The 15,453-nt window shown below is 51.8% G+C and carries 15 protein-coding genes; 9 read left to right on the forward strand and 6 right to left on the reverse strand.

From position 1 onward, the window contains the following. Positions 1-485: 485 nt before the first annotated feature. The 5 genes from AS151_RS11335 (at position 486) to AS151_RS11355 (ending at position 4,699) form a co-directional block, all read left to right on the forward strand. Positions 486-1,649, forward strand: a complete 1,164-nt coding sequence (locus AS151_RS11335) for a GuaB3 family IMP dehydrogenase-related protein (protein WP_071517167.1) — start codon at positions 486-488, stop codon at positions 1,647-1,649. Between the two features lie 360 nt (positions 1,650-2,009). Further along, positions 2,010-2,333 (forward strand): thioredoxin, encoded by a 324-nt coding sequence (gene trxA, locus AS151_RS11340; RefSeq protein ID WP_071517168.1) that lies wholly within the window; start codon positions 2,010-2,012, stop codon positions 2,331-2,333. 272 nt (positions 2,334-2,605) lie between these two features. Next, entirely contained in the window at positions 2,606-3,679 is a 1,074-nt protein-coding gene (locus tag AS151_RS11345; protein ID WP_071517169.1) for an LOG family protein, read from the forward strand. 91 nt (positions 3,680-3,770) lie between these two features. Continuing rightward, on the forward strand, positions 3,771-4,223 hold the full coding sequence (locus tag AS151_RS11350) for a DUF3531 family protein (RefSeq protein ID WP_071517196.1): 453 nt from the start codon (positions 3,771-3,773) through the stop codon (positions 4,221-4,223). A gap of 44 nt (positions 4,224-4,267) precedes the next feature. Then, entirely contained in the window at positions 4,268-4,699 is a 432-nt protein-coding gene (locus tag AS151_RS11355; protein WP_071517170.1) for an NUDIX hydrolase, read from the forward strand. 94 nt (positions 4,700-4,793) lie between these two features. Here AS151_RS11355 and AS151_RS11360 read toward each other — a convergent pair whose 3' ends face one another. Both AS151_RS11360 and AS151_RS11365 read right to left on the reverse strand, forming a co-directional pair. After that, positions 4,794-5,102, reverse strand: a complete 309-nt coding sequence (locus tag AS151_RS11360; RefSeq protein ID WP_071517171.1) for a DUF2973 domain-containing protein — start codon at positions 5,100-5,102, stop codon at positions 4,794-4,796. Between the two features lie 98 nt (positions 5,103-5,200). Next, positions 5,201-5,569: a DUF2605 domain-containing protein gene (locus tag AS151_RS11365; protein ID WP_071517197.1), complete on the reverse strand. Its 369-nt coding sequence runs from the start codon at positions 5,567-5,569 to the stop codon at positions 5,201-5,203. Between the two features lie 90 nt (positions 5,570-5,659). Between AS151_RS11365 and thrS the strand changes: the two genes are divergently transcribed. Together thrS and gcvT are read left to right on the forward strand one after the other, a co-directional pair. After that, on the forward strand, positions 5,660-7,471 hold the full coding sequence (gene thrS, locus AS151_RS11370) for a threonine--tRNA ligase (RefSeq protein ID WP_071517172.1): 1,812 nt from the start codon (positions 5,660-5,662) through the stop codon (positions 7,469-7,471). A gap of 191 nt (positions 7,472-7,662) precedes the next feature. Beyond that, positions 7,663-8,790 carry a glycine cleavage system aminomethyltransferase GcvT gene (gene gcvT, locus AS151_RS11375; protein WP_071517173.1) on the forward strand — a complete coding sequence of 376 codons (1,128 nt, stop codon included), beginning with the start codon at positions 7,663-7,665 and terminating at the stop codon, positions 8,788-8,790. A 209-nt stretch (positions 8,791-8,999) separates the two neighbouring features. Here the strand turns inward: gcvT and speD are convergent, their stop codons facing one another. Next, positions 9,000-9,428: an adenosylmethionine decarboxylase gene (speD, locus tag AS151_RS11380; protein ID WP_071517174.1), complete on the reverse strand. Its 429-nt coding sequence runs from the start codon at positions 9,426-9,428 to the stop codon at positions 9,000-9,002. A gap of 280 nt (positions 9,429-9,708) precedes the next feature. Next, on the reverse strand, positions 9,709-10,749 hold the full coding sequence (locus AS151_RS11385) for a pentapeptide repeat-containing protein (protein WP_071517175.1): 1,041 nt from the start codon (positions 10,747-10,749) through the stop codon (positions 9,709-9,711). A gap of 308 nt (positions 10,750-11,057) precedes the next feature. Here AS151_RS11385 and AS151_RS21545 point away from each other — a divergent pair, with 308 nt between their 5' ends. Then, positions 11,058-11,306 carry a hypothetical protein gene (locus AS151_RS21545; protein WP_139240624.1) on the forward strand — a complete coding sequence of 83 codons (249 nt, stop codon included), beginning with the start codon at positions 11,058-11,060 and terminating at the stop codon, positions 11,304-11,306. Positions 11,307-11,682: 376 nt separating this feature from the next. Here AS151_RS21545 and AS151_RS22105 read toward each other — a convergent pair whose 3' ends face one another. Then, on the reverse strand, positions 11,683-11,829 hold the full coding sequence (locus tag AS151_RS22105; RefSeq protein ID WP_170861374.1) for a hypothetical protein: 147 nt from the start codon (positions 11,827-11,829) through the stop codon (positions 11,683-11,685). 262 nt (positions 11,830-12,091) lie between these two features. On the opposite strand from AS151_RS22105, the gene AS151_RS11395 reads away from it, so the two are divergent. After that, entirely contained in the window at positions 12,092-13,036 is a 945-nt protein-coding gene (locus AS151_RS11395; RefSeq protein WP_244532985.1) for a metallophosphoesterase, read from the forward strand. A 38-nt stretch (positions 13,037-13,074) separates the two neighbouring features. Here the strand turns inward: AS151_RS11395 and glgB are convergent, their stop codons facing one another. Beyond that, complete coding sequence (glgB, locus tag AS151_RS11400) at positions 13,075-15,360, reverse strand: 1,4-alpha-glucan branching enzyme (RefSeq protein WP_071517178.1); 2,286 nt, start codon at positions 15,358-15,360, stop codon at positions 13,075-13,077. Positions 15,361-15,453: the final 93 nt, after the last annotated feature.

Genomic DNA, 15,453 nt, shown 5'->3' on the forward strand with positions numbered 1-15,453 from the left:
GGTCGTTTGAGCAGCACCGAAAAAAAGCGACTCGCGCGGCTAGAGCCGCAGTAAAAATCCAAAAATGTGTTATCTTCCAATCCCAAGTACGTCCGGTACGGGGCGGAAGAACGCTCGCGAGGGGGCAAGCAGCCATCAAAGAGGCCGGTTCATAGCTCGTTCATCTAGGAGCCAACCAGGAAGTGGGAAACTTGCGAACTCTATTCGTGAGAGGGTTCTCAGGGGGTCTCCCTTGTCAAGCACCACCAACCAACCAAGCGATCGCCTATCCGGAAAGCTGATTGGTGGGGTTACTACCATCTTGCCCCCACAGCGCCCTCGTTGGTAAATACCTTAGCAAACTTTTTCATTTTGGGGTTGCGGTTCCCCTCAAAAAAGCGCACTTGCTGGTCTCGCGATTGTCAACTACCTTGCCGCAAGCAACATAGCAATCGGAGTCTGTTTGGTTTATTGTCCAATCGTCTTGGGAAGCAAAGGAGCCCGAAGTGGATATACAAATCGGTCGTGGTAAAACCGCTCGTAGAGCTTACGGAATTGATGAAATTGCCCTCGTTCCCGGTCAGCGAACGCTCGACCCGAGTTTGGCGAACCCCAGTTGGAGCTTAGGCGACATCGAACGGGAAATTCCCATTATTGCCAGTGCCATGGATGGCGTAGTTGACGTCAACATGGCCGTGCATTTGTCCCAAATGGGTGCGATGGGGGTGTTGAATCTAGAAGGCATTCAAACGCGCTACGAAGACCCCAACACGGTGTTACAACGAATTGTCAGCGTGGGCAAAGATGAGTTTGTGCCGCTGATGCAAGAAGTCTACGCCGCCGAGATTCAACCCCAACTTATTGAAAAACGCATTCGCGAAATTAAACAGCAAGGGGGCATTGCTGCCGTTAGCGCGACACCAGCCGGTGCCATGAAATTCGGCGAGCAAGTAGCAGAGGCGGGTGCCGATTTGTTCTTCGTACAGGCAACTGTGGTTTCCACCGCCCACCTATCGCCTTCTGCTGAGTGCCCGTTGGATTTGCGCGATTTTTGCGATCGCATGCCCATGCCCGTGATTTTGGGCAACTGCGTGACCTACGAAGTGGCTTTAAACCTGATGAAAGCCGGTGCCGCTGGGGTTTTGGTAGGCATTGGTCCTGGGGCAGCTTGTACCTCCCGCGGTGTACTAGGAATTGGCGTGCCGCAAGCCACCGCCGTCGCTGATTGTGCTGCTGCCCGGGATGCGTTTTACCAGGAAACCGGCAAACAGGTAGCCATTATTGCCGATGGCGGTTTGATTACAGGGGGTGATATCTGCAAGTGCTTGGCTTGCGGGGCTGATGCAGTGATGATCGGTTCTCCCTTTGCCCGCGCCCAAGAAGCACCCGGTCAAGGATACCATTGGGGCATGGCAACGCCCAGTCCCTTGTTGCCCAGGGGAACGCGCATTCGCGTTGGTACCACCGGAACCCTCCAACAAATTCTCTGCGGTCCCGCCCAATTGGACGATGGAACCCACAATTTATTGGGTGCTATCAAAACCAGCATGGGCACGCTAGGGGTGAAAAACCTGCAAGAAATGCAGCAAGTGGAAGTGGTGATTGCCCCTTCCCTGCTCACCGAAGGCAAGGTTTACCAAAAAGCACAGCAATTGGGGATGGGTAAATAGCTCTGCGGCCGCTCTAACAGCTTCCCTGCCCCGAAAAAAGCGGCAAATACACGCGGTTCGCTGGAAAATTCAGCTTTGTTGGTAGGTGATTTGCCAATTTGAAAAATTTCTCCGAGCCTGGTGTTATGAAGGGAGAGAGTTGATTAGAATAGATAGTAGCGGAGACAAATGTTTCCGTTCACTCCTCACACCACACTCCGCCCGGGCTGGTTCCGGGCGGTTTCCTATTTTCCGGCTTTCTCGGAGGCGTTTCCGGAAAAAAGATCCCCATTGATGTGGCAATCTTTGCGCCTAGTTTGTTCTCCTGTGTGATAACATAAGGTAGTGTAGAATATTTTGAAAACATTGGGATAGACAGGCATGTCAGCAGCTGCACAAGTCACTGATGCTACTTTTAAATCTGAAGTCCTAGAAAGCGAAGTTCCGGTGCTCGTGGACTTTTGGGCACCCTGGTGCGGCCCCTGCAGAATGGTCGCGCCGGTGGTAGATGAAATTGCCCAACAATACGACGGCAAAATCAAGGTCGTTAAGGTGAACACCGACGAAAGTCCAAACGTAGCCAGCCAATACGGCATCCGCAGTATTCCTACTTTGATGGTCTTTAAAGATGGCCAAAAGGTAGATATGGTGGTTGGTGCCGTTCCGAAAACCACCTTGGCCAATACCCTAGAGAAGTATTTGTAAACCGCTCTGGGAAAGCCAAAACCGTTGGCTGCAAAAAGCTAGGGAAACTTGTTGCCGGCCCACGCCAGTTAAAGTTGGCTTAGACGTACTTGGGTATTTCCACAAATGCCGTGGCGGTTTTCAAGATTTTCCCAGAAACTGCCTCGACCTGGTAGGAAGGCTTGTTGTTGCGGTAGCCTAAAAATAGCTACCAGCGATCGCCCAGAAGATGGGAGAGCCTACTCGATACCGGAGCGACGGGAAAAGATTTGGCTTCCGGTCACTAGAATTACATGAACTTACGTCAAGTTAATAGCCAAGAACTGTCTTACCTATACGATGGGGTAGACAAGTTAATGCAGGGTCTTCCCCATCTTAGGTATACCAAATGGATCCAACGGGCGCTAGCGATCCTGGTCCGCCTTTCCGGAGAAGAAGACGCTCTGGAAAGGTTGGACTGGAAAATTTTATCTGCTTCCCTGCAAGATATGGAAAAAGGTTTTTATGCCTTTCATCCATACCGCCATATCCGCAAAGTGACGGTGTTTGGCTCGGCGCGCACGGAAGTAGATCGACCGGAATACCAGCTAGCGTTAGATTTTGCTCGCTGCATGACCGCACAAAAATTCATGGTCATGACTGGAGCGGGGGGTGGCATTATGCAAGCGGCCAACGCCGGTGCTGGTGCTGAGAATTCTTTTGGTTTGAACATTCAGTTACCCTTCGAGCAGCGGGCCAATCCTTACATTGCGGGGGATGAGAAATTAATTTATTTTAAATATTTCTTTACCCGCAAGTTGTTTTTGTTGAAAGAAAGCGATGCGATCGCTTTGTTCCCCGGCGGGTTTGGCACCCAAGACGAAGCTTTTGAATGTCTGACTCTAACACAAACGGGTAAATTTGGTCCTGCCCCCATTGTCATGTTGGACAAACCGGGAGGCGACTACTGGCAAGAATGGAACGCCTACATCGAAAAACAACTGCTGCGGCGGGGATTGATTAGTCCCGACGACACCAGCTTGTATACCATTACCGACAGCGTCGAAGTTGCCTGCCAAACCATTACCAACTTTTACCGGGTTTACCATTCCAGCCGTTACGTCAACGACCTGTTGGTGATTCGCCTGAAATCCGACCTTTCCGAGGGCGAAGTAGACCGACTCAACCAGAAGTTTGGCGACATTCTCACCCAGGGAAAAATTGAAAAAAGTCAAGCACTTCCCCAAGAAGCCGGAGACGATACACAGAACCTGCCGCGACTGACTTTACACTTCAATCAACGAGATTTGGGCAGGCTTTACCAACTCATTGATACCATCAACCAAATGGGGACAGGAACGGCCCTCGAACATCCAGAACAAAAATAACCAGGAATCTTCCTTTTCCAACAAACAAGAAAACGCATCCGTTTCTTGTTTGTTCCTTTTTTTGGAGCATGGTGGCGAGGATCTAAAATTTATGGAAGTCAAGTTTCGCGAATTCGACCCGTTTAATTTGTGGTTTTGGCTGAAATTTGAAACCGTTCCTAGCAACCAAGAAAAACAGTTTGTGGAAGAACTGTTAAACTCTTGGTTTTTATTGGGCAAACTCGGTGGTTTTAATGCCGAAAACCTGCAAATTCAAGAAGCCGGCTGGGATTTAAGCTACGTAGAATACGACACCAGCGTTGCCGATTCCACCATGCTTTCGGTGATGCACAATATGGGTGAAGTGGAATATCAAGACACTTGGGCGCGCTGTTGGTTCGATCTGGGAACCAGCGATGCCGTGGCTTTGGATGTATTGGTAAATGCCCTTCAACAATTTAGCCGCGAATACGTTACCATCGAGCAGTTTCTGATTGGCGGTGAGAACCCAGACTGGCCGATTCCCAAAGAATATCAGCAATCCAGTTTTGCCACCTACAATTAATGGTCCCACTCCATCTCTAGCCTGCGATTGTTCAAGCTTTTATTATGGCCCATCAATCCGATAGCATCCGCGTTCTTGCCCTCGGCATCATCCGCTGTGGCGATCGCTTGTTTCTTTCTCAGGGATACGACGCCAGCAAACAGCAAACTTTCTACCGTGCTCTGGGAGGGGGCGTTGATTTTGGTGAATACAGCCGCGATGCCTTAATCCGAGAATTCCAAGAAGAAATTCAAGCCCACCTCACCAATATTCGCTACATTACCTGTATGGAAAACATCTTCGTTTACAACGACCGGCCGGGTCACGAACTCATCCAACTGTACCAGTGCGACTTTGCCAATCCCCAATGGTACGAAATCCCGGAAGTGACTTTTTGGGAAGGCGATCGCCAGAAAAAAGCCCTGTGGGTAGAGATGGAACGGCTAGCCTCTGGCGAACTGCGGTTGGTGCCCGAACAGTTCCTACAATATTGCTAGCCACCAATTCCATAGCAACTCCCCTTGCCTTCCCCCGCCAAGCAAGCCGATCCGAAAAAATCGAATCAGCTAGCACCAGACGAGGAGAGCCATTCTATTTCTCGTCCTGTTCGTCGTGGGAATGACCGGGAGACTCTTTATAAATCGCGTCCAGTTGTTCGCGGGCGTCTTCTACATCCATAGAACGCAGGACCATCAGCGGTTCTTTGACCACCTGACCCCGTTCGTCGAGTAGCTCTGGGTGGGGTGCTGTCTTTTGGGAACTGGCACCATAACCAAAGCCCCCGCGCGTAGCTGGATGGCGCTGGGATTGACGGCTAAACGACATCAAACTGCGAATCAAGTTGCCTACTGCCAGAAAAGCCAGGACCGTAAACGCCAAAATATAAAGTAGGTGTAACATATTCTCGATTTCCTCCAAAGAAAGACGACGATTCGCCTGAGAAAAGTTTTAAAATAGAGTTTGTTATGGTCGGGGAAGACCGCGATCGCGCGATCGGGTCAAGCAGAACCAGCCGGTGGGTCGGTGGCTTCCCCAGACTCCGAACTCGTGGCAGCCGTTTGCTCCTGACGAAATCGCATCGCTACTTGCCAGCATTCCGTCAACAGCTGGTGCCAGGGCATCAAAACATCCATTTGGACGCCAGCCGTACCGTTGGTAGCTTGAAAGAGCATTTGGGCGCTGCTCACCTCTTGTTGCGCCTGTTTGACCCGGTCCAGCAAATCGGCTTGCTGCTGCGGTTCCATAAAGGAAAGCCGTTGTGTCTCCAGCAAGTGACGCGATCGCCCAAACCAATACTGAAAGTCTTCAAACAGAGGCTGTAAAATCGATCTTAGCAGGTCGGTGTCAGAGGGACTCGGATCCACCATAAAATAGAAAAAAGAACACCACATTCCCTATCTTAACTCAGTTTACATTTTGTAATAAACGTTGTTTTGGGAGCCAAACAAAAATTGTCCATGTCCTCAGAAGTAGCCGAAAAAATCAAACTCCCGCGCACCAGCGAATCTGAGAAATTAAAACGAATTCGCCACACCGCCTCCCACGTCATGGCCATGGCGGTGCAACGGCTGTTCCCCAACGCGCAGGTCACCATCGGTCCGTGGACGGAATACGGCTTTTACTACGACTTCGACCATCCCGAACCCTTCACCCCCGAAGACTTAAAAGCCATCAAAAAAGAGATGGTGAAAATTATCAAACAAAAACTGCCCGTACAGCGGGAAGTGGTCACTCGGGAAGAAGCCAAGCGTCGCATTCAACAAATCCAGGCACCCTACAAACTGGAAATTCTCGATAGCATCCCCGAAGATCCCATCTCCATCTACCACCTCGGCGACACCTGGTGGGATTTGTGTGCCGGTCCCCACGTGGAAAACACCGGTGATTTAAACCCCAAAGCCATCGATGTAGAAAGCGTCGCCGGTGCCTACTGGCGGGGAGACGCCAACCGACAGCAACTGCAACGCATTTACGGAACTGCTTGGGAAACCCCAGAACAACTGCAAGAATACCAGCGCCGCAAAGCTGAAGCCCAAAAACGGGACCACCGCAAACTGGGCAAAGAACTGGGACTGTTTATTTTCTCGGACCCTGTAGGACCGGGGCTACCCATGTGGACCCCCAAAGGCACCACCTTGCGCAATACCCTGGAAGATTTTCTCAAACAGGAGCAGCTCAAACGGGGATATCTGCCGGTGGTTTCTCCCCATATTGCCCGGGTAGACCTGTTCAAAACCTCCGGACACTGGCAAAAATATAAGGATGATATGTTCCCGATGATGGCGGACGACCCGGAAGCCGCGGAAAGCGAACAGGGATTCGTCCTCAAACCTATGAACTGTCCGTTCCACATTCAAATTTATAAAAGCCAATTGCGCTCTTATCGGGATTTGCCGGTGCGTTTGGCAGAATTTGGTACGGTGTATCGTTACGAACAATCCGGCGAATTGGGCGGTTTGACCAGGGTTCGCGGCTTTACCGTGGATGATGCCCACCTATTTGTGACTCCCGAACAATTGGACGATGAATTTCTCAAGGTGGTGGATCTGATTCTGTCGGTGTTCAACAGCTTGCAGTTAAAAGATTTCCGGGCGCGGCTGAGTTTTCGCGACCCGGCAGAAGCGGAAAAATACATTGGTGCTCCCGAAGCTTGGGAAAAAGCAGAAAATGCCATTCGCCGGGCGGTTAACCAGCTAGGCATGGATTTCTTTGAAGCACCTGGGGAAGCGGCTTTCTACGGACCGAAGTTGGATTTTATTTTCCACGATGCCCTGGAACGGGAGTGGCAGCTGGGAACGGTTCAGGTGGATTACAATTTGCCAGAACGGTTCGATCTGGAGTATACGGCGTCGGATGGTTCTCGCCAGCGGCCGGTTATGATTCACCGCGCGCCTTTTGGTTCGGTGGAACGGCTAATGGGAATTTTAATTGAAGAGTATGCTGGCGATTTCCCCCTGTGGCTGGCACCAACGCAGGTACGGCTGTTGCCGGTGAGCGACAACCAGCTTTCGTTTGCCAACGAGACGGCAGAGAGATTCCGCGCGGCAGGCATTCGCGTGGAGGTGGATACCAGTGGCGATCGCTTGGGGAAATTGATTCGCAATGCGGAAAAACAGAAAATCCCGGTTATGGGGATTGTGGGACAGAAAGAGGCGGAATCCGATTCTTTGAGCGTGCGTACCCGCGCTTCTGGGGAGTTAGGTAGTTTGCCGATTTCGCAAGTGTTGGAACAAATGCAAGCGGCGATCGCTTCCCATGGCGATTTTTAACGCGGTAAGAGCAACGAGGGTGGGGACGTCCCACCCTGATTGATTTCCCTAGCTTGAACCTAGTTATAGCGGTGTTTTCGCTTTCGTTCTTAGCAAAAATATGCAATTAGGTTGGGGATGAACCAGAAGAAAAGCCAAAATTTCTCGATATCATGTCTAAGGTAGCGTAGAAAACAAAGGATAGAACGCAAGTGGCTCAATCTTCAACGCAGCAATACGCCCGTACGCCCCTGTACGAAGCGATCGCGGGGCTGAATGCCAAAATGACCCATTTCGGGGGTTGGGAAATGCCCGTGCAGTTTAGCGGTATTTCCCAAGAACATGCTGCCGTTCGCCATGCGGCTGGCATTTTCGACGTGTCCCACATGGGCAAATTTGCCATGCGCGGTCCCCGCGTTTTGGAAAAACTTCAAACCTTAGTGCCTTCCGATTTATCGCGGTTGCAGCCAGGAGAAGCGCAATATACCGTGTTGCTCAACGACCGCGGCGGTATTTTAGACGACTTAATTTTTTACTACCAGGGAACCAACGCTGATGGCGAACAGCGGTGGGTTGCCATTGTCAATGCTGCCACCAAATCCCGGGATAAAGCTTGGATTGATGCACAAATCCAATCTCCTCCAGAAGGAGATGTGCTGGAAGATTTGACCAAAAGCAGAATTTTGCTTGCGGTACAGGGACCGCAAACTTTGCAATACCTGCAACCCTTGGTCGAGGCGGATTTATCGATTTTGAAGTCTTTTACCCATACCGAAGCAACGATTTTGGGGAAACCGGCGTTTGTGGCTCGTACGGGGTATACTGGCGAAGATGGATTTGAAATTGCCATCGAACCGGAAGCGGGCAAGCAACTGTGGCAGCAATTGGTGGATGCTGGGGTCACGCCTTGCGGCCTGGGGGCGCGGGATACCCTGCGTTTGGAAGCTGCCATGCCCCTATACGGACAAGAAATTGATGAAAGCACGACGCCGCTAGAAGCGGGATTGCGCTGGCTGGTGCATTTGGATAGCAAAGGCGATTTTAACGGTCGGGACATTTTGGAAAAACAAAGCAACGAAGGTTTGTCCCGCCGCTTGGTTGGATTGCAAATGGAAGGCAGGCGCATTGCCCGTCACGGCTATTCCGTGGTTGGCGATGGGGAAGTGGTTGGAACGGTAACCAGCGGTTGTCCTTCGCCTACGTTGGGCTATCCCATTGCTTTGGCTTACGTTCCCACTCACCTGGCGCGTGTCGGTCAGTCTTTGCAGGTAGACGTACGCGGCAAGATGGCTCCTGCCAAAGTGGTGAAAAAGCCTTTTTATCGCGGCAGTCGTGTGTAATCTAAGGCTCTAGTGACCTAGAAAGCATACGAAAATAGCCAACCCGCTTTTCTGTCTTGCTGGCCTGCCCTGCGAAGCGATCGCTGGGAGGGACTTGGGCTTGGGAGACAGGACGCAAAAGGCGGGTTGGCTTTGGGGTTTGACTGTTGGTTATTTGCAGATGGACGGAAAAGTTTTCTGCCGTTAAGCAAGCGAGGAAGGCGATCCTCTCATCTCGCAGTCAAGGAGGTTTCCAGAGCTTGCACGTCCTGCTTTTCTGTCGATTGTGAAACATCGGCATCGCCTTCGTCCTGCGGATCGAAGCCCCGTGGAATCTCTTTCACTCTCACCCGTTGAGCTTGGAGAGCATTTTGCAACACTTCCATTGCCTGGCGCGGATTGCCACTACCGCAGAAGAACAAATCGAGCGCTGCATAACCATGCTCCGGCCAAGTATGTAGGGCAATATGGGACTCTGCGAGCGTAGCCGTTGCTGTTACCCCGTGGGGACTAAACTGATGCACGCACAAATCGATCAGCGTAGCCTCTCCCGCTGAAATGGATTCAGCGATCGCGCGGCGGATGCGTCCTGGATCGTTTAGTAGCTCTTGCGGACATTGCCAAGCTTCAACGACCAGATGGTTTCCCACTTTTATCATTCTGCCCTTACACTCCACCCTTGTGAACACCGTCAACCTATTCATAATAGCATAAGTTGAAGTGGATTGGCTATACAAGCCAATCCCCATAGCAAGCAGCTCCAGGATGCCAGGCAGCTGCTGCTATGTTTACCTCAACCTCACTTCAATCGTTAGCACCTCCGGCTAAAGCACGGGGGCTTCATGCCTCTAGCTTCAGGTAGCCGAGCAGCCCTTCGTCCTTTGGGGCTACATTTTTAGGGTGAAAAATTCCTCCAACCACTGCCAATTGCGGTTATCCCTACGCACCGCGTACGTCCACTGGATGGGTAATGCCGTTGGGCAAAATGGCGTTTTCCAGCACGACCTCACTGAAATTTGCCTCGCCAATTTGAGTGCCAATTAAATTGGCATTTTCCAAATTAGCTCCGTCTAAGTTGGCACCGCTTAAAGCACTGAGCAGCAATCCAGCTCCGCTGAGGTTGGCACCGTTGAGATTGGCACCGCGCAGATCGGCTTCCACCAAACTGGCACCTTCCAAGTTGGCACCGCTGAGGTTAGCTGCTTGCAGGTTCGCACCAGACAAATCCGCCTCTTTGAGATCGGTGCCGCGCAGAATGCTGCCATCAACGTGGCACCAACTTAAATTTGCCCCCTGGAGATGGGCCCCATTGAGATTGGCCCCATTGAGATTGGCCCCGCTGAGGTTGGCACCGCGCAGGTCGGCATGGCGCAAGTCAGCATAACTAAAGTCAGCTTCTACCAAGTTTGCCCCTGGGAAGCTGGCCCGATGGAAATAAGCGCAAATCGAGCTAACTTGGCGCAAACAGGCAAAGGCAAAATTGGCTTCGCTGGCGATCGCGCGGTTGAAGTTGGCTGCTGTTAGCTGGGCTTGTTGCCACTGGGTGCGGGCCAAGCTGGCACTGTTAAAATTGGCTTGCGTCAGCGTAGCTCCGGAAAAGTCAGCCCCCATGGCACTGATAGCGGTAAAATCCCCTTGTGTTAGTATCGCTTCTACCAAGGAAGTACGGCTAAGATTGGCACCGCTGAAGTCGCTACCACGAGCGCGAATGCGTTTGAATACCGCGCCAGTGAGGTTGGCTTCGATGAGTTTGGCTTCCTGGAGATGACTATGGCTAAAGTCAGCTGCGGACAGATCGGCCATGACCAAGTTAGCACCGCGTAGGTTGCTCCGTAGAAGATTGGCGCTTTGGAAATTGGTATGATTGAAGTTGATACCTGCTAGCTCTGCTTGCTTGAGATAGACGCCTGGGAAATTACGCTCCCCACGATGGTGCCGTTCGAGTAAGGTTTGAGCAGTGATAAATCGATTGCTACTCATAAAATCTGTGCGTTTTGCCTTACTATTAGGAGTTTCTTGACGCTCCATAAATCCTCTGCAAATTGTTCTTTAAACGATTGGTAAATAGAATTTCCGACAAGCAAGTACTTCGTACTATTAAATTGGTGCCGGTTTCGCTCATTCGCCGGTAGGAAGACCTACAGGCAAAAGTAAATCGTTCACCAACCCCACACCTTCCTGTGTTCCCCTACTGTCGGACACGCCAAATGGGAAACAGTACGATGAAAACCTGACTCGATGGAAAGCTCCCAGGGCCAGCCGTTTTCCATATCGGGAAAGAGGATGGTTTGCAGACACTCAGGAAGGTTCCCTACCTTCCTGGTGCCCACGTTGGTATCTGGTGGTTATTTCAAAAACGCTGCTTGTTCTCCCATCGAGTGTTTTTCGGTTCTAGCAAGTTTCCCAAAAACAGACAGAGAAAAGGATTTGGCGAAGAGATTGGTTTCCCAACAACCGGATTGTTGTTGCGGGTGGCGATCGCTTCTCCCATGTCTGGAGAAAAGCTTAGCCGGTCTCACCCCCCTGACCTTTGGTAGGTAGTAAGGCAACCAACGGCAAGCAAGCTAGAAAAAGAGCGACAAATAGCATAAAAAACGAAAGGTTGCTATCTCAGTTGCTTTATCTCATTGTCCAACTTTGATTTTGACAGAGGCAACATCGAACAAGTTAGAAACGATAGCATAGAGAATAGATATACGCTCCATTATAGAACAGCATCTACGGGATATAAACCGTGGCCCTTAACCGCTGGTGTGCTTCCTCTGTCAAGTTTGCTATTCAGAATGCAGCCGCGTTGGAAAACCGGGTTCCGCTTGGCCGCTGCTGCCTTCTGGATAGCATCGATGGTTCGCTGAGAAAACAGTTGCTCGATCGACCCTTCCCCGACCGCGGGCAAAAGGTCCCAACACCTCCTTATCGACCCACGCCAACCAACTGGAGCTGGCTGACGCGCGAAAATCGAGCGTTCTCTTCATGGCTTAACATAATATTATATCGCGATCGCGCCTTCCCCATCCTGAACCAACCAGAAAATTTGTTGCTGTGGTTGATAGCGGTCATTTTGTCCGATCCCTTAGAAACCAAGGGGTTTCTCCGTATTTTCCGAAAAGGAGGCCATCGAGAAAGAGAAGCCCAACCTCCCAATTCTGATGGGGATTGTAACCATCTTAAAAGAATTTTAACAAAGGTGGGATAAGCTAGAAGCCATCGGGCACGTCAACCACCAACCGAGGGAACCATTATGGGCTGGCCGCGCCGTCGTTTTCTAAAATTGAGCACTCTAAGTTTGGTAGGGACTGCCTTAAGCAGCTCAGGAGGTCCCTTGGTCCAGAGCCAACCACCCGCACCCCCCGTTGCCGATACCAAGCTGCGTATTGCCGTCATCAGCGACTTAAACGGTGCTTACGGGTCCACCACCTACGCTCCAGAAGTCACCAGAGCGATCGCGCGCATCCGCCAGTGGCAGCCCGATTTGGTTCTGTGTGCTGGCGACATGGTAGCCGGGCAAAAACGCTCCCTCAGCCGCGAGCAAATTGCAGCCATGTGGTCGGGATTCGACCGGGAAGTCATGCTAAACCTAGCCGAGTTCCCCTTTGCCCCCACCATGGGCAACCACGACGCTTCCGGTGCCCGGCAGCAGGGAGAACCGATCTTTCAACGCGAGCGCGAAATCGCTGCCGCCTACTGGCAAAACCGGCAAGACCGCCTGGGCATCGAACTCCTCGACCGCCGCCGCTTCCCCTTCACCTACAGCTTTCGCCATCAAAACATATTCTGCTTGGTGTGGGATGCTTCCACCGGCCGCATTCCAGAGCCAGACCTAGCCATCGCCAGAGAAAACCTAGCCAGCCAAGCCGCTCAACAAGCCAATTTGCGCTTCGTCATGGGACATTTGCCCTTGTATGCCGTCGGGGTAGGGCGCGATCGCCCCGGGGATGTCTTGCAGGAAGCCGACCGCCTGCGATCGCTGTTGGAGCGCTACCGCGTACGTACGTATATTTGCGGACACCACCACGCTTACTTTCCCGGTCGCACCGGCAACCTAGAAACTCTGCACGCCGGCAACCTAGGTTCTGCCTCCCGCGTTTGGATTGGCACCGACCGCCGCAGCCCCAAAACCGTCACCCTCCTAGACATCCAACCGTCCAACTGCTCCATCACCTACACCACCTACGACATGGAGAGCGATCGCGCGATCGCCCTCCCGCAGCTTCCCCGCCAAATCGTCGCCCACAACGGCGAAACCTACCGACGGGACCTCCCATAGCCACCCAAAGCCATCCTGCAGGCAGCTACACAAGCATTCTAAAGCGAACCATTTGCATCGCGGTCCAACTTCAAGAAAATCACCCCCAACGGCGGCAAACACAAATCCAGGGAATGGGAATGGCCGTGGAACCACCACGCATCCGTCCACTTACCTCCCAAATTGCCCATATTGCTGCCTCCATAGGGTTGGGCATCGCTGTTAAAAATCTCCCGATAGAAACCAGCCTCGGGAACCCCTACCCGGTAGTGGCTGTGGGGTTGCGGCGTAAAATTGCACACCGCTACCAAAAACGCTTCCGTATCCTTTGCCCGACGCACGAACGACACCACGCTGTGGCGGCTATCGCTGCAATCAATCCATTCAAACCCTTCCCGTTCAAAATCCTGGGTATACAGCGCCGGTTCGCGGGTATAAAGCTGGTTGAGGTCAGTAAAAAACTGCTTTAGCTGCCGGTGGGATTCGTACTGCAGCAAATGCCAGTCCAAATCGCTCCAAACATTCCATTCATTCCACTGACCGAACTCCATCCCCATAAACATGGTCTTTTTCCCAGGATGGGCCATCATATAGGCAAACAAACAGCGGACATTTGCAAACTTCTGCCAATCATCCGCCCCCGGCATTTTCGACAAAATACTCGCCTTGCCGTGAACCACCTCATCGTGGGAAAGCGCCAGCATAAAATTCTCGCTGTGGTGATACCACATGCTAAACGTAATATTGTTTTGATGGAACTGGCGGAACCAGGGGTCCATGCTGAAATAATCCAGCATATCGTGCATCCACCCCATATTCCATTTCAAATTAAAGCCCAATCCCCCGGTATACGTAGGCCAGGAAACCATCGGCCAAGAAGTGGACTCTTCCGCAATGCTCAAGGCACCAGGATAGTACGAAAACAGCAAATAATTGGTTTGGCGGAGAAACTCCACCGCTTCTAAATTTTCCCGACCACCATACTCGTTGGGCAGCCATTCCCCGTCTTCCCGTTGGTAGTCCAAATACAGCATGGAAGCCACCGCATCCACCCGAATGCCATCGATGTGGTACTTATCAAACCAAAACAGCACGTTGGAAACCAAGAAATTGCGCACCTCGTTGCGGCTGTAGTTGAACACCAACGTTCCCCATTGCTTGTGTTCTCCCCGACGGGGATCGGCATGTTCGTACAGGTGGGTGCCATCGAAAAACGCCAGACCGTGACCGTCTTTGGGGAAATGGCCGGGAACCCAATCCACAATTACGCCAATCCCATTTTGGTGGCATTGGTCCACAAAATACATGAAATCCTGGGGCGTACCGTAGCGAGAGGTGACGGCATAGTATCCGGTTACCTGATATCCCCAAGACCCATCAAAGGGATGCTCCGCCACGGGCAACAGTTCGATGTGGGTGTATCCCAACTCCTTGACGTAGGGAATTAGTCGATCCGCCAGTTCCCGATAGCTGAGAAAACGAGCGCCAGGTTTGAGGTCGGATACGGTTACGGGATTTTCCGGTTGTCCGTCAACGCTGATGGGGGGATTGGCAGAAGAAGCGTGTAGCCAGGACCCCAGGTGGCATTCGTAGACAGAAATGGGTTCTTTGAGAGGGTCGGTGTGGCGGCGTTTTTCCAACCAGTCTTCATCTGTCCAGGTGTAGGTATCCAAATCGGCTACCACCGAAGCAGTTTTGGGACGTACTTCCTGCCAAAATCCGTAGGGGTCGGATTTTTCGTAGATGTGACCTTCGTAGTTTTTAATTTCGTATTTGTAGGGTTCCCCCGGCTGAATTTCGGGAACGAATAGCTCCCAAACCCCATTGCCGCGTTTGCGCATTTGGTGCTGGCGACCGTCCCAACGGTTGAAATTGCCGATAATGGAGACATTGCGGGCATTGGGTGCCCAAACGGCAAAGTAAACCCCGCTAACACCTTCAAATTCGGTGGGGTGGGCACCGAGTTTTTCGTAAATGCGGTGGTGGTTGCCTTCGGAGAACAGGTGAATGTCGTAATCGGTGAGTTTGACGGAACGGAAGGCGTAGGGGTCGCGAATCACCCGTTCGTGTTCCCCATCTTGTATGCGGAGTTGGTAGTTGGTGAGGGGGTCTTGTTCCAGGACGCATTCAAAGAAATGGGGGTGATGTACCGATTGCATGGGCGCTTCTTGGCGTTTTTCTGGCAAGACCACCCAAGCTTGTTTGGCGTTGGGGAGGTAAGCACGGACCACCCAGACGGATTCCCCGTTGCGTTCGATTTGGTGGCAGCCCAAAACTTCAAAGGGATCGTGGTGTTGGTTCCAGACGATACGGTCGATTTGCTCGGTGGCGATGGTTGCGGACATAGCTGACATATTCAGAGTCTATCTAAACAATAGGAAGGACGGAAGAAAGTGAAAGGACTGGATGTGCGTTTGTGCAGTTCTCACTGTTTTTTT

Source organism: Geitlerinema sp. PCC 9228 (assembly GCF_001870905.1).
GTDB lineage: Bacteria > Cyanobacteriota > Cyanobacteriia > Cyanobacteriales > PCC-9228 > PCC-9228.